The organism is Streptomyces beigongshangae, from assembly GCF_019710745.1.
Taxonomy (GTDB): Bacteria; Actinomycetota; Actinomycetes; order Streptomycetales; family Streptomycetaceae; genus Streptomyces; species Streptomyces beigongshangae.
This window is the reverse complement of record NZ_JAHKJW010000031.1, coordinates 1-14073: the sequence shown is the minus strand read 5'-3', so window position 1 is coordinate 14073 and position 14073 is coordinate 1. Positions and strand designations below refer to the sequence as shown.

At 70.6% G+C, this 14073-nt stretch carries 7 protein-coding genes; 6 read left to right on the top strand and 1 reads right to left on the bottom strand.

Annotated elements, in window-relative coordinates; translation table 11 throughout:
• Nucleotides 1-157: 157 nt before the first annotated feature.
• On the top strand, nt 158-823 hold the full coding sequence (locus KM933_RS23385; protein ID WP_221355296.1) for an HNH endonuclease family protein: 666 nt from the start codon (nt 158-160) through the stop codon (nt 821-823).
• Nucleotides 824-1013: 190 nt separating this feature from the next.
• Here the strand turns inward: KM933_RS23385 and KM933_RS23380 are convergent, their stop codons facing one another.
• Nucleotides 1014-1505 carry a lamin tail domain-containing protein gene (locus KM933_RS23380; RefSeq protein WP_430727359.1) on the bottom strand — a complete coding sequence of 164 codons (492 nt, stop codon included), beginning with the start codon at nt 1503-1505 and terminating at the stop codon, nt 1014-1016.
• A 946-nt stretch (nt 1506-2451) separates the two neighbouring features.
• Here KM933_RS23380 and KM933_RS23375 point away from each other — a divergent pair.
• The 5 genes from KM933_RS23375 (at nt 2452) to KM933_RS23345 (ending at nt 12862) form a co-directional block, all read left to right on the top strand.
• On the top strand, nt 2452-2754 hold the full coding sequence (locus tag KM933_RS23375) for a hypothetical protein (RefSeq protein WP_260334055.1): 303 nt from the start codon (nt 2452-2454) through the stop codon (nt 2752-2754).
• A gap of 444 nt (nt 2755-3198) precedes the next feature.
• Nucleotides 3199-5760, top strand: a complete 2562-nt coding sequence (locus tag KM933_RS39580; RefSeq protein WP_260334054.1) for a DUF6603 domain-containing protein — start codon at nt 3199-3201, stop codon at nt 5758-5760.
• Between the two features lie 124 nt (nt 5761-5884).
• Nucleotides 5885-8146: a hypothetical protein gene (locus tag KM933_RS23360; RefSeq protein WP_221355295.1), complete on the top strand. Its 2262-nt coding sequence runs from the start codon at nt 5885-5887 to the stop codon at nt 8144-8146.
• A gap of 52 nt (nt 8147-8198) precedes the next feature.
• The gene (locus tag KM933_RS39575; RefSeq protein WP_260334053.1) at nt 8199-11660 is read left to right on the top strand and encodes a hypothetical protein; all 3462 of its coding nucleotides are present in this window, start codon (nt 8199-8201) and stop codon (nt 11658-11660) included.
• A 71-nt stretch (nt 11661-11731) separates the two neighbouring features.
• A complete protein-coding gene (locus KM933_RS23345; protein ID WP_221355293.1) occupies nt 11732-12862 on the top strand; it encodes a hypothetical protein in 1131 nt (376 codons plus the stop codon).
• The last annotated feature ends 1211 nt before the right edge of the window (nt 12863-14073 follow it).

The following is a 14073-nucleotide window of genomic DNA, read 5'->3' as shown; positions in this document are numbered from 1 at the left end:
GGCCGTCCCTCAAGGGACGGCCCGCACCACGTGGGACGCCACGCCAGACAAGGTCCCGTGAGGAGGGTCGTTTCTCCGGTACGACTGTTCCCCTCACACGGGTGACCTGCACGGCATTTACCACACGGCGCAGCCGGCCGGCCGCTATCAACAGCAGATGGTCAAGTCTGCTCTGCGCGGCCTCACCGCCGCCGCCCTCCTCGTTCTGCCACTCGCCCCCGCCCCGTCGGCCCATGCGGCAGAAAGGCTGCCGCTGGCTGCGGCCGTCGAACGCCTGCCCCTGGCCGCGGAGTCACGGGAGGGCTATGAGCGCACCGTCTTCAGGCACTGGAACGCCGGCACCGACCCTGCTGATGGCTGCAACACGCGCGCGGAGGTACTCATTTCGGAGGCGGTCGAGGCGCCGCAAATCGGCCCGAACTGCCAGCTGACGGGGGGCCGATGGTTCTCCTACTACGACGCGACCTCGGTGACGTCCGCGGCCGGCCTGGACATCGATCACATGGTTCCCCTCGCGGAGGCCTGGGATTCCAGGGCTTCCGCCTGGACGGCGCGGCGCCGCGAGGCCTACGCCAACGACCAGGGTGCAGAGGCATCCCTGGTGGCCGTTACGGCCCGCTCCAACCGCAGCAAGAGCGACCAGGACCCGGCTACCTGGATGCCGCCCGCCCCCGACGAGGCGGTGCGCTGCACGTACGCCGCGCAGTGGGTGGGCACGAAGCTGCGCTGGGGCCTGGCCGTCGACGACACCGAGCTCGCGGCGCTGCGGGACGTCACCGGTGGCTGCCCGCTCGAGGCCGTGGCGTACGAACCTGCCATGTAACGCGCCGGAGCCAACCGGGCAGCAGCCCCGGCTGGACGAGGAAGAGCACTTGTGGGGCTGCCTCTGTCCGGCTCCCTCACCGGCACTGGTCTTGCTGGTCCTGTATGCGGCGCCGTGATGTGCCGCATGGTTCTGCAGCGCCTGGTGCTCCCGCCCGCCGCGAGCGGGAGCACCGGGTGTGCGGGGTGTGTCAGTTGTGGTAGCCGATGTAGCCGTTGCCGTCCTTGTCGTTGGCCCTCTTGGTGTAGGCGTGGGAGTCGGCGCCGGCGCCGCCGGGCTTGAGGAAGTGGATGGTGTCCTTGTCGTTGTTCCACAGGAAGTTGCAGTTCTGGCGGTAGACGACGTTGCCGGCGTCGGAGTTGGTGCCCTTGCCTCCGCGCAGTTTCACGTAGTCGCCGGGCTCCAGGACGTGGCTGGCGGTGAAGGTGTACTTGGTGCCCGCGGCGTCCTTGACGACGTAGCCCTTGAGGTCGATCTTGGCGCTCCTGGCGTAGTTCTTGATCGTCAGGTACTCGTTCTTCGTGTTGCCGCCCGAGCACTTGTTGGAGTCGGTGCCGGGAGCGTCGTACTGCACACCCTTGATCTTCAGCGACGACGTGTACTCGGCCGCTTGGACCGGGCTGGTGACGGCGGCAAGGGCGCCGACGGCGGCAACTGCGGTCAGGACAAGACGCATACGCACGAGGAATCCCCCCTCTGTGGTGCGGATGAAGCGCCCGGAGCCTACCGAACCAGCAGAGAACGTGTCGATTCCATGATGTACGCGTGAAGGCGGAGCGGCGGTCGTCTCCCGTGTCCCGAGCCATCTGCACTGTGAAGCGCACAGCGCTCACCGGGCCGTATCCATCCGACCAAGTCGTCCAATGCAGCCAACAGACTCTCTGCGTTGGACTACTCACCCGCAGACCGAGCAGCTGGACCTGCGCTCGGACTGTCCGCGCCATGTCCGGCCAGCGTTGTCCCCGCTGCGGAGCCGGAGCCCGCCGACATCGACGACCAGGAGCTGGTGTTTGACCACATCGGCCGGTACGGCGAGCTGTCGGTGCAGCGCCTGGCCGGCGGGGAGCAGATCGTGCCCGCTACGGACGCGCCGACGGGCACGGGCCCATCCCCGCGGGTGCGGGGAGCAGGTAGGCGTGCCAGGTGAGGGTGCGGGTGTGGTGGGACCATCCCCGCGGGTGCGGGGAGCAGCTCGCCCTCGGCCTGGATGTCGACCCGGGCCCGGGACCATCCCCGCGGGTGCGGGGAGCAGCGCGGCTTCGTCTTCGTCTTCCGGCCGCCACCGGGACCATCCCCGCGGGTGCGGGGAGCAGCTGTCGGGATCCAGGTAGAGCAGGGCCCCGTTGGGACCATCCCCGCGGGTGCGGGGAGCAGGCAGGCAATTCGGCGGCATCGCGTCACGCGGAAGGACCATCCCCGCGCCCGCGGGGATGGTCCCGAATCCGCCCCGCCGGTCGTGCTGCTGCCGGGCCTATCGCCTGCGCCAGAAGAGCTCGGCGGCACCGAAGGTGCCAGGGATGTCTTGCACTACCGCATCGACGCGGTTCCGCGAAGGCCATCAACCAGGCCGGCCGAGCGGGACAGCGCGGTGACTACTGATCTGCGCCCGTCGGCGAGCTGGTGAGCAGATGGAGGGCATGGTCTCCCCGGCGGTCGTTGCCCTGGTGAAGACGCTGGGGGTGCAGGCCGTCACCCGCAACAACGCCGTCAACGACGCCGGCCCGCCCATCAGCGCCGGCACGGTCCAAAAGCCCTTCAAACAACTCGGCCTGCCCGCCGGCGTCTTGCGCGTAGACCGAATCTACGACGAAGCACACCACAGCGCCGACCCCGGCCGGTTGATGGAACTCTTCGGCCCGTCCAACCTCTCCGCCACCCGCTATGTCCTGGCCGCTCACCCGGACAGGAAGAACGGCCCCATCGCCCCGTAGGACGGGTGGGCCGTCCCGCCCTCCAGGGTGTCCTCGTCCACCGCGCTGACCACCTTGGAAAGGGCCGTCCGGCTCCTCCTCCGGCCTCCGTCTTGAGGGCATTCGCCGCTGAGCGGACCACTCGCCCCGCCGGGCTGGCTTGTTACCGATCTCCCGGCGGGCTAGGGGCGCTGCCGGCGTAAGGGCCTTGGTGAGTTTCCCCTCGGAGGTCTTACAGCCCGGTGGAAACGCTTCTGCACACACGCGGCGCAGCCCGTGAAGCGTCTGTCTGCGTACGTGTTCGCGAATTTCCTTTGAGCCAACTTCATTACTCAGGGTGGCTGCTCGTGTTAGTTGCGTGTCCGTCTTGGCTAGGCTCGTCGGAGCGGACACGCCAGCCCGTTGCCGGTAGCAGGGGGTGCTTCCGCCTTCCCCTTTTTCCCACGAGTCGAGGGCGGGATCGCTGTGACAGCACGCGTGGACGACATCCGGAAGCTTCTCGAGCGGGCGGCGGGCGGGGCGGTCGAGATTCCGGAGTCCGTGTTTGCCGACCCCGACGCCGCAGCGCTCGTCTTTCCGGGCGGCACGGTGCGGATCGACGGCGCGGTGTGCGGTTCGCAGACCCTGTCCGTCGGCGGGCAGGCCACGATCACCGCGTCCTCGGCGCCGGTGGACATCGCGTTCACCGTCGACGGCGAGTGGGTGACCGGAACGGTGGCCACGGTCGATCTCGGCCAGGGCCGCGCTCTGGTCCTGGTCGACGGGGCCCCGGACGGTACGTCACTGCCCGCCGGGGCCTGGGCCCTGACGGAAGGACGGGCGCTGCAGCTGGCCAGGCGCAAGCCCGCGCCGCCGACCGACCCCGAACGCCTGGACGGCCTGGGCCGCGCCCTGCCCGCCGTGAAGTACCGGGGCGCAGCCGCGCGCGACCGCGCCCCGCAGGCGCTGGTGACCGAGAACGGCATCCTCACCCCCCGTCCCGGGCCGCGGCGTCGCAAGGGTATGCGGGTCCTGGAGGCGCCGTCGACGCGGGGCTGGTCACCAATCGGCACGCCCGGCGGCGAGAACGGCCTGAGCGTCGACTTCTACAGTCCGCCGCTGCGGATCGCCGGCGCGCTGACCGCGCTGCCGGCCTCCCCGCCGTACAAGACGGTGGTCGGCGGGGTGCTGCTGGTGGACACCGGCGCGTTCAACGGCTCCGCGATGGGCGCGTACGTCGTGCCCGACGGGAGCAGCGCGGATCCGTCGTTGTTCGCCTACGGCTCGCTCGGCAGTGAGACCGGTTTCGGGCCGCCGCTGTTCCAAGTGCGCGGCATCTCGGCCGGGTTCGGCTGGAACAGCCGCGTGCGCGTCCCGGCGGCCGACGCGCTGGGCAGCTTCCCGTTCCTGGTCGCACTCGACAACCCGGGCGAGATCGGAGCCGACGACGAGGAGGTCGACCCGCTCAAGGTTCTGGGCGAGCTGATCGGCGGCTCTAGCCCGTGGGTGCGGCCGCAGGAGGGTGACCTGTGGTTCGCCGCCGGCCTGGCCTTCGACTGCTTCGAGTCCTTCCGCGGCCACGCCATGGCGCTGGTGCAGACCGGCTCCGACCTGACGATCAGCCTGCTGGGCGTGGCCGGGATGCAGCTGCCCACCATGGGTAACAAGAAGATCGCCCGGGTGGAGATCGGCATCGAGGCGACCCTGCGCCCGACGGCCGGGGAGCTGAGCATCGGCGCGGCGTTCACCGAGAAGACGTTCCTCATCGACCCGAACTGCAAGCTGCGCGGCGGCGTCGGCATGAAGTTCTGGTTCGGCAACCACGCCAACGCCGGCGACTTCTCGTTCATGCTCGGTGCGATCCCCGCGGGCCGGGAACTGCCCGCCCGCTACCCCCGCCAGCAGCCCGCCGGTCTGACCTGGGGCGTCGGGTCGACCGTCAACATCACCGGCAACGCCTACGCCGCGTTCACCCCCAAGTCCCTGATGGCCGGCGGCTCCCTGGACGTCGTCTTCCAGTCCGGCATGCTGCGCGCCTGGCTCACCGCCCGGGTGGACGCCCTGCTGGAGTGGAACCCCTTCTACTTCGACGTCGGCATGGGCATCCGGGTCGGGGTCTCCGCGACCATCAAGGTCTGGTTCGTCAAGATCAGAATCTCGATCGAGGTCGGCGTCAGCGTCCGGGTCTGGGGCCCGGCGGTCGGTGGCGAGGCCACCGTCCACCTGTGGTTCATCTCCTTCACCATCGGCTTCGGCGCCGACCGCCGCAACCAGACCCCCGCGCTGGACTGGGGCGGCTTCCAGGGCATGCTGCCGCCGCCGGAGAACATGGTCCGCACCACGGCGATCGCCGGATACACAGGCGAGGGCGCCCCGCCCACCCGCGGCGCCATCAAGCCGTGGCTGGTCAGCAACGGCGGCTTCACCTTCACCGCCGACACCCAGGCCCCCGTCAGCAAGGTCTACCTGAACCAGGGCGGCGACACCGCCGAGGTCGCCACCGACGATCGCGGGGTGAACATCCTGCCCATGCACCTACGGGGCAAGGGCAGCGAACTGCGCGTCTGGCTCACTTACAACGGCGACCCGTACACACTGACACCCAAGGATCGGCCCTGGGGCAGGGCCGTGCTGCGCGGCAACGTGCCCAACGGCCTGTGGGGCCAGCAGCCGGACGCGCCGAACGACGGGATCATCCCCGACCGGATCCTCGGGATCCGGCTGACCTCGCCACCGGTCGACCACGGCACCGACACCGGGTTCATCGACGAGGAGGCCATCTCCTTCGACCCGATCAACCCCGACGGCAACCACCCGCTGTCCGGGGAACTGGCCACGGGCCCGGTGCCGAAGCGGCCCGAGGACGTCAACGTCATCCAGGTGATCCAGGACAGCATCGACACCACGGCCTGCGGCAACCGCACCGCCCTGACCCAGGCACTCAAGGGTCTCGGCACGGACCTCGGCGCGCTCGACACCGATCTGAGCGGCTACGCGCGCGCCGCCGGCACCGCCTTCACCGCCGAGCCGATGCTCGTCGCGGGCTGACCCGACGCGTCATCCGGGGCCGCCCGCCATGACAGTTGCGGCCCCGCCCAGGCGCGCCCGAGGCCGCGCCGCCCCGTCATCACCTCTGGATCCCACCGCCGCGTCCTGTCGAAAGGCACGCCCCGTGACCACCACGTCCGAACCCGCCCCCCAGCCGCGCACTAGCGCACCGGGCGCCCAGCACCGCACCCGGTTCTTCGACCACCGCATCCCCTCCCTCTACGCCGGCCGGTACCGGATCGACAACCGGCAGACCCTCAAGGACGTCGACGGCGCCGACCGGATCGTCGACGCCACGCCCCAGCCCTTCGACGTCGTGCAGCCGCGCTTCAGCTTCGACCCGACCGGCATCAACGCGCAGTTCCCCGTGCCGGACGCCGTTGGCACCTACAGCCAGACCCTGGCCCACATCAACCTCGATGCCCCCGGCCTGCCGTGGGCCCGCCTGCTCGGTGACGGGCAGCCGGGTGCCGTTCCGTGGATGGCCCTGCTGCTGTTCCGCGAGGACGAACTGCCCGAGGACCCGTACGCGGTCGGCCTCGTCAAGACCGGCACCGTGCGCGAGCTCCTGGACGGCGCCCTCGGCGCCGGCGCCGTGCCGGTCATCGACCCGGAGAGCATGCGCCCGGACGAGTACGACGAGCAGTGCGCCACCGTCCTCGTCCCGGCCGCGCTGTTCGATGCGGTGAAGCCGCTGCCCGTGGAGATGGGCTACCTCGCGCACCTGCGCGAGGGCGGGCGTCCCGACGCCACCCGCGCCAACAGCACCCCCGAACCTGACGAGGGGGAGCTCAACGCCGTCCTGGTCGCCAACCGCTTCCCCGCCGCCGCCGGCGGGCGCCACGTCGTCCACCTGGTCTCCTTCGAAGGCCACGACCGGTACCTGACCGCCCCCGCGCCCACCGAGGGTCTGCGCCTGGTCTCCCTCGTCTCCTGGTCCTTCACCACCGAGTCCCATTCCGGCGTCGGTTTCGGCGACCTCGCCCAGCACCTGGCGGCCACCATCGACCCCACCAGCGACGAAGTCATCGCGCGCCCCGCGGACGAACTGCGCCTGCGCGTACCCCTCCAGGCACCCGCCAACCCGAGCGCCCCGCAGGCCGAAGCCCTGAGCCGGATGGCGGGCGGGGCCGTGGCCCTGCCGCAGCGACTGGAGACCGGCGAGCGCACCCTCGCCTTCTACCGCGGCCCGCTCACCGCGCAACCCGCCCAGGAACTTCCCCCTCCGGCCGCCACCCGTCTGGACTCCCCGGGCGAGGCGCTGATCTACCTGCAGCAGTACGGCGTCTTCGACACCTCCTACGCCGCCGCGTTCACCACCGGCCGCACCCTCGCCCTCGCCGACGCCGAGTTCCGCAGCGCCCTGATGGAGTTCCGCTCCGCCGCCCGCACCGCAGCCCGCCGCCTCGCCTCCCACCCAGAGCTCACCGCCCGCGCCGCGACCGCGTTGACCGCGCGTCACCTCACCGCACCGCTGGCCTTCGAGGCCTTCGACCGCCTCCTGGTGGACGGCGACACCCGCTCCGGCGGTGCCCGCCTCGTGCAGGCCCTCGACCAGGCCGGCCCGCAGCTGCGGGCCGGCCGGCGCCGCACCGCCGCCCGCGCCCGCCGCAGCCTGGGTGACGCGCGTGCCGTCCTCGCCCAGCCCGGCGTCGCCGCCCTGCTCACCCAGGCCGCCCCCGACCCGTTCGCGAAGGTCACCGCCTGGCTGAACGCGCTGCGCCGCCTGGAGCTGCTGAGCCTGTCCCACCTGGTCCCCGACCCCCGCGCACTGCCCGAGGAGAGCATCCGCTTCGCCTACCTCGACGCCGACTGGGTGCGGGCGGCCGTCGACGGCGCACTGAGCATCGGCGTCGGCCACACTCTGGACGCCGACCTCAACAAGCTCGCCACCGGCGGCGGACCAGTCCCGAAGTGCGCGGTGCTGATCAACTCCAGCCTGGTCCCGAACTGGCCCAACACCATCGTCACCGCCTACAAGGGCACCGAAGTAGTCGAGCCGATGCGCGAGGCCGTCTTCGGCACGGAGATCCGCCTGGCGCTCTTCCCGGAGGTCATCGACCGCTTCGAGCTGGCCGAACCGCCGCGCGGCCTGTGCTTCGGCATCGGCGACCTCGGCACCATCGAGCTGCGCGAGATCACTGGGGACCGGATCGGCAGCCCCATGGGCGAGTTCCCCCCACCGCCGCCGGCCGACGACAGCCGCTTCCGGCGCTTCCTGCGCCCCGGGGGCCGGGACGTTCTCAACGTCGACGGCACCGGCGACGCGCTGCTGCCCGCGCTGTCCCGGGCCCACGGGCTCGAAGAAACCGAGCGGATCTCTTCCGCGGAGTTCGCCCTGCAGATGATCAACGCGCCGCAGGCACAGACCTTCTCCCGGCCCTGAGCCCACGTTCCCGCGCCGTACTGCCAAGCGCTGACCGAAAGGACCCCGGGCCATGTCCGTGGACAACACCCTCATCGTGCCGGTCGAGGTCGCGGCCCTCGCCGTCAACCGACGGACCCGCGACACCGGCACCCCGCACGTGTTCCACCGGTGGATCACCAACTTCAGCAACATCGGCGAAGGCGTCCCTGCGGAGCCCGCCCCGTTCTCCAGCCCCGAGGAGTGGACCGGCCGGGAGGACCGCCTCGGTGTCTACCTCCAGTGGGAGCTGCCCGCTGCCCTCACCCGTGGCCGCCACGACGAGGAGGAGGGCGTCGGCGACTTCCCCCTGGTGCCCAACCGGTGGCTCGTCGTCCGCCACGCCGACAGCACCCGCGCGCTCAGGGCCTGGATCATCGAGAGCGACTACCTCGATCCCATGGACGGCACCGTCTCCTTCCAGGACCCGGACAGTGAGGAACCCGCCGCGACCCTGATCGGCAGGTGCCACGAACTCACCGGCCCCTGGCGCGAGCCCACCGGCCGCCGGGCGCCGTTCCTCACCGCGATCGGCCCCGGACTGCTGACCTTCTCCGTCTTCCAGCCCTACAACAGCAACGTCTTCTCCCTCCACGACACCCTCCTGGACACCCCCGAGGGCGAACTGCCCGCGCGGGAGCGGCTCAGCTACTTCGTCGCCGGCTGGTACGCCCAGCCGGACAGTGACATCCTCGCGGGTACCGACGACCTCGCCGTGCTGCTGGAGCGCCTGCAGTGGACGCCGCCCGTCGGCTCCGGCAGCGGCATCCGCTCCTCCGTCTACTCCGGAACGGTCCTGGGCCTGGACTGGGACCTGACCGGCCCCGTCCCCGAGTCAGAGCCCGCCTGCCCCAGCCCTGACCAGGTCACGCCGATCGTGTCGAACAGCATCGCCGAGGCCGTCGCCGAGCTCGGCGCCCAGGCCGACGGCCAGGGCGCCCTGTCCGCCGACGAGGCCGACCTGTTCCGGGCCTTCCTGCTCGGCGGCATCGACGCCCTGGAAGAGCGCGACCGGCCCGAGGCGGACATCCTCACCGACCGCCGCGCCCACGACAGCGCCTTCGGACCGGTCGCCGGCGGATACCGCTGGTTCATCGGCGAACGCGGCGAGGAGACCGGCCGCATCACCTCCCGCGCGGCCCGCGCCGCGGAGGCCGACACCGTCGCCGACCTCAACCGCCGCCAAGCCGCCCACGACGCCACCGAAGCCGAACTCGACGCCGCCCGCGAACGCCTCTACCACCTGTGGTGGCTGAGCCGGCTGCCACGCAGGTCCAACGACTTCAACGCCCGCATCGACAACGAACTCGACCCCGCCAACGCGAACAGCGCGGCCGGCCGCGTTGTGGCCCTCGCCCGCGAGCTGGCCGGACAGCGCGCCGAACTGCCCTGGGGCAAGAGCGAAGCGGACCTGGCGGCGCGCATCGACGCCCTGTACCCGGCCTACGGGGCCCGCGCCGCCCGCCGCCTGATCCGCGTCCCCGCCGAGGACTTCGAATACAGCGCCGACCCGGTCCTCACCCTTCAGGGCGCCAACCTCCACGCCCCCCTCACCCGCGAGGCCGCCCTGCCCTGCCGCACCCCCGAACGCCTGGTCACCCAAGCGTCCGGCGTCACCACCACCGACGTCGCCTCGGTGGCTGCCCAGATCAACCTCACCGGGCAGCAGCCGCCCTGCTTCCCGGCGCTGCTCGCCGAGTTCCTCATCCTGGAGCGCGCGCTGGAGACCGGGGAGATCCGGGATGTCTCCGGCACCCTGCCCGAGTACGGCACCAAGCGGTGGGCGATGCCCTGGCAGCCGCTGTTCCTGCTGTGGAAGGCCGACTACTTCCCCCTGCCGCTGCGCGAGGGCGACACGGCGCACTGGGAGTTCATCGACGGCTCCCGCTACCGGTGGAAGGGCACCGGGGAGCCCGGCGTCCCGCTGGTCGTCTCCGGCCGCCAGATCCTCGCCCCCTCCGCCGGCCACATCGTCGACGGCACCCTGCAGAGCTACGCCCGCGTGCGCGACCAGCTGTCCGCCGACGCCCTGCGGCACGTGCGCTCCCAGGCCCGCGAGACGGACTACCTCTCCCAGACCCTCGACGGCTTCGGCGCCGCCATCGCCCAACGCCAGCCCCTGGCCGGCCTCCAGCCCGCCGGCGACCTCGCCGACCTGATCGGCAACGGCGACTACCCCCCGCCGGACCCCGGCCCCCTCAAGGCCAGCGACTGGGACCCCGACCCGGAATCCACCTTCCAGGAGCTGCGGGCCGGCCAGCTCGCTTTCCTCGACCTGGCCGTCGTCGACCGCTTCGGACGCTCCGTCAACCTCATCGGTACCGCGAGCCACTTCCGCCCCGAGATGCCCGACACCATGCGCCCGGCCCACCCCGTCAGCGACGACGACTCCGACCGGCTGGTCGAGCTCGGGCCGCGCCTGCTCCAGCCGGCCCGGCTGCACTTCGACTTCCTCGCCGCCGCCAGCGACGAGGACACCGACCTCACGCCCGGGGCCAACCCGGTCTGCGCCTGGCTGCTGCACAACCGCCTCGATAAGTCCCTCGTCGTCCACGCCCCCGATGGGGCCGCACTCGGCGAACTGCGCGTCACCCTGAACACCGCGAGCCAGCCGGAGGTCTCCTGGTCCGCCCTGCCCGGCTCCACGGTGGACCACTTCGAGGAACTGGAAACGCTCACCCCGCACGCCTACCGGCTGCTCAACGCCGTGAAGACCCGCGGCGAGCAGACCTTCGACGCGTTCCGCACCACCCTCGACCGGGCCCTGCAGACCATCGACCCCGACGGCCCGGCCGACCCCGGCCTCGGTTTCCTCCTCGGCCGACCCCTCGCCCTGGTCCGGACCCGCCTCACCATGAACCTGCGCGGCCCCCTGCGCACCGACGTCAGCTGGCAGCACCTCTTCGAGCCGTCTCCCTCCCAGCTGCCGACCTACCCCTGGGCGATCCGCCTCGGCGAAGCCCAGCAGAGCGACGACGGCCTCGTCGGCTACGTCCTCGACGACGACTACGAGCACTTCGAGACCGTCATCACCCCGGCCGCTGGCAGCGGCGACTACCTGCGCCCGATCGGCGACAACCCCAGCCTCGAACTGGACTTCGGGAGCCACAACACCGCAGTCGCCACCGTGCTCCTGGACCCGCGCGCGGCCGTGCACGCCACCACCGACATCCTCGCCACCAAGAAGGTGTTCGTCCCGCAGGAATTCACCGATCAGGCGATCGCCCGCATGAGCGTGAACTTCCGCACCGGACCGCTCCTGGCCGCCACCACCGCCCTGCGCGGGCCCCAGGGCGAGAGCGAGGAGACCGTCCTCATGCAGACCCCGGCCGGCGTCCTCGGCACCTGGACCTGGTCCGAGAACCGCGGCGGCGCCTGGGAGAAGCTGCCGATCCTCAGCCAGGACCAGTACGACCTGCCCCTCGCCGAACCCGAGATCCGCTCCGGCTTCCTCACTCTCGACGACGCCGTCGCCCACAGCCGCACCGAGCACTGACCAGTCGCCGCCCCGCCGCTACGCGCCGCCCCGTCCCGGGGCGGCGCGCCCGTAAAGCTGAAGGAGCCCCCGTGACCGTCGTGACCCAGACCCGGGACGCCGACACCATCGCAGCCAATGACCCGCTCCTGTCGTACAGCGTCTCCAGCACCCCGAGCCCGCTCAAGGCATCACCGGAGAATCCGCAGGCCCCCGAGGAGATCGGGGAGGTGATCATCTCCGTCGCCCGGCAGAGCGGCACGCCGGCCGATGTCGAGTGGATCAGGGTGCAGGTCCCGGCCGGCACGATGGCACCCGACCTCGCCACCGACCTGAACAAGATCTCCCCGCGGATCAGCCTGACCGGCTGGACCGTGCGCCTGGACGCGGCCGCCAAGGAGTTCGTCTGCGCGCCGACCGGAAGCCACGCACCGATCGGCCCCGACACCGGGTTCACCATCCAGCTGTCCGACATCCCCGTCAGCCGCAAGGTCGGCACCGCCCCCATCACCGTCACCGAACGCTCCCGCGAAGGAAACGCCGCCTTCCAGGACCGGACCACCGTCTTCAACCTCGGCAAGTTCCCCGCCGACTTCTATCTCCGCAACTTCCTGTGCGAACCCTCCATCATCGCCAACGGCGGCGACGTCAAGCTGACCTGGGAACGCTCCGCCAACGCCACCTACGAACTCCTGTACCCGGGGGTCGACCGCGACGTCACCAACCGCACCAGCCTCGACATCGAAGGCATCAAATCCGACACCACCTTCTACCTGCGCGCCACCACCGGCGACCCCACCAACCCCGTCGTCCGCATCCTCACCACCCAGGTCACCGTCCTCAGGCCCGACGTGGAAGTCGGGAGCCTCACAGTCCACGGAGACACGGTCCTCAACGGACTCCTCGCCGCCAACGGCTCCGTCGACCTTTCCCAGGGAAAGGAGGTGAAGCTGTTCAGTGACCTTCACGTCGAAGGCACCGGCAACCTCAGGCCCGGCAGTCCCTGGAACTATGAATTCCCCTGTGACGGAATCTTTACCGTGTCGCATACGCTCACCAGCCACCGTCTACTCCGGCCCACTGGTTCCGGCGGCTGGTCTCTGGTCGTCAACGCGAATGACAATCTTCCGTATCCCGTTCGGAAGGGCTGGCGCCTGGAGATTACGGCCAGCAGCAGTGGCCATGCGTCGATGCTGTTCTATCCCTTCGGGGCCCGCTCCTGATCCGTGCCGACGGCACGTCTACCTATTGCCGTCGGGGGCGGCGACTTGCCGCCCCCGACGCGGTCCTCGGCACGACGCCGCGGAACGGGGGCCGCTCGGTAGTCGTCCGGCAGCCACCCACCACCGTCCAGACCACCCCGGTCTATCCAGGCCCAAGCGGTCGGAGGGAGGAGGGAACCCCCACAGCCATCGCCGATTCGTGCCGACGCAAGCCGATCAAAGCTGCGCCGGGGCCCTCCGCCATCGACGGACCAACCGCGAAAGGCTCCAGCGGCGAACCCGTGGCCCACAGCTTTCTCCCAGGTCATGGGCCAGCGGGTTCGCCATGGTCAACCTTCGAGATGCTAGGGACAAGCGGCAGCCACAGCGCACCGGTGACGACCCCACTTCGGAGACCTCACCAACCTGGAACCCGAATAGCGCGCAGTTGTGCGGTTATGTCGTATGCACCGCGAGGTAGGCGATCCCACTGGGAGTGGATCTGACGCCACCGAAGCACGTCCGAGTCATCCTCTCGCCCCATACGCGTCAGGCACTCGGCCGTGAAGGTGACTGCCGACCATACGAAGTTCGCATTCCTAAGATCGCTTTTCTCCTCGTCCACACGGGCGAACAGAACCAGGAGGTACAGGTCGTTCAGGGGAGTCGCCTCGCCGCGGACGTCCGCAAGACTTATCGCCTCCAAGGAGCCTTCGTCCGGGGCGTGAGGAGCGAATCGCGCCTTGACTCGCACACGAGCCAGCCCGCAGTAGCGGTCTGTTGGTGGTCTTCCTGCGCCAGCGCAGGGTGCAGTACCCGCGCTCGCGTCCCACGCCCACCGCTCGCCTCGGCGCTGTCGGGCGAACGCGGCAAGTTCTGGGACTTGTTGAACGACGGAGGCCCAAGGAACTGCCAGGTCAACACCCAGTGAGCGCACGGGGCCGTCCCATCCGCCGATGGCTGGACCGAACTCACCGGATTCGTCGAATCCCGTACGCACAGCTCTCGCCCGGTTGTAAGCCCCAGCCACCGACCTGCTCGGCCAGAGAGCCGCAGCTGTGAGGGACTGCGCCAGGCCGCCGATGGGATTGCTTCTGTCCGCCGTGAGCCCGGCCTCGTGGAGCCGATCACGTGCTGACCACATGCCGAGCAACACGTCGCCCAGCATGAGCACATCGTTACTGACCTTTTCGGCGTGATGTCGTTGGGGGCTGACGATGCGTGATCGTCGC

Coding starts and splice junctions, on each gene's coding strand:
- KM933_RS23385 (WP_221355296.1), top strand. CDS start 158: ATGGTCAAGTCTGCTCTGCGCGGCCTCACCGCCGCCGCCCTCCTCGTT.
- KM933_RS39575 (WP_260334053.1), top strand. CDS start 8,199: ATGTCCGTGGACAACACCCTCATCGTGCCGGTCGAGGTCGCGGCCCTC.
- KM933_RS23375 (WP_260334055.1), top strand. CDS start 2,452: ATGGAGGGCATGGTCTCCCCGGCGGTCGTTGCCCTGGTGAAGACGCTG.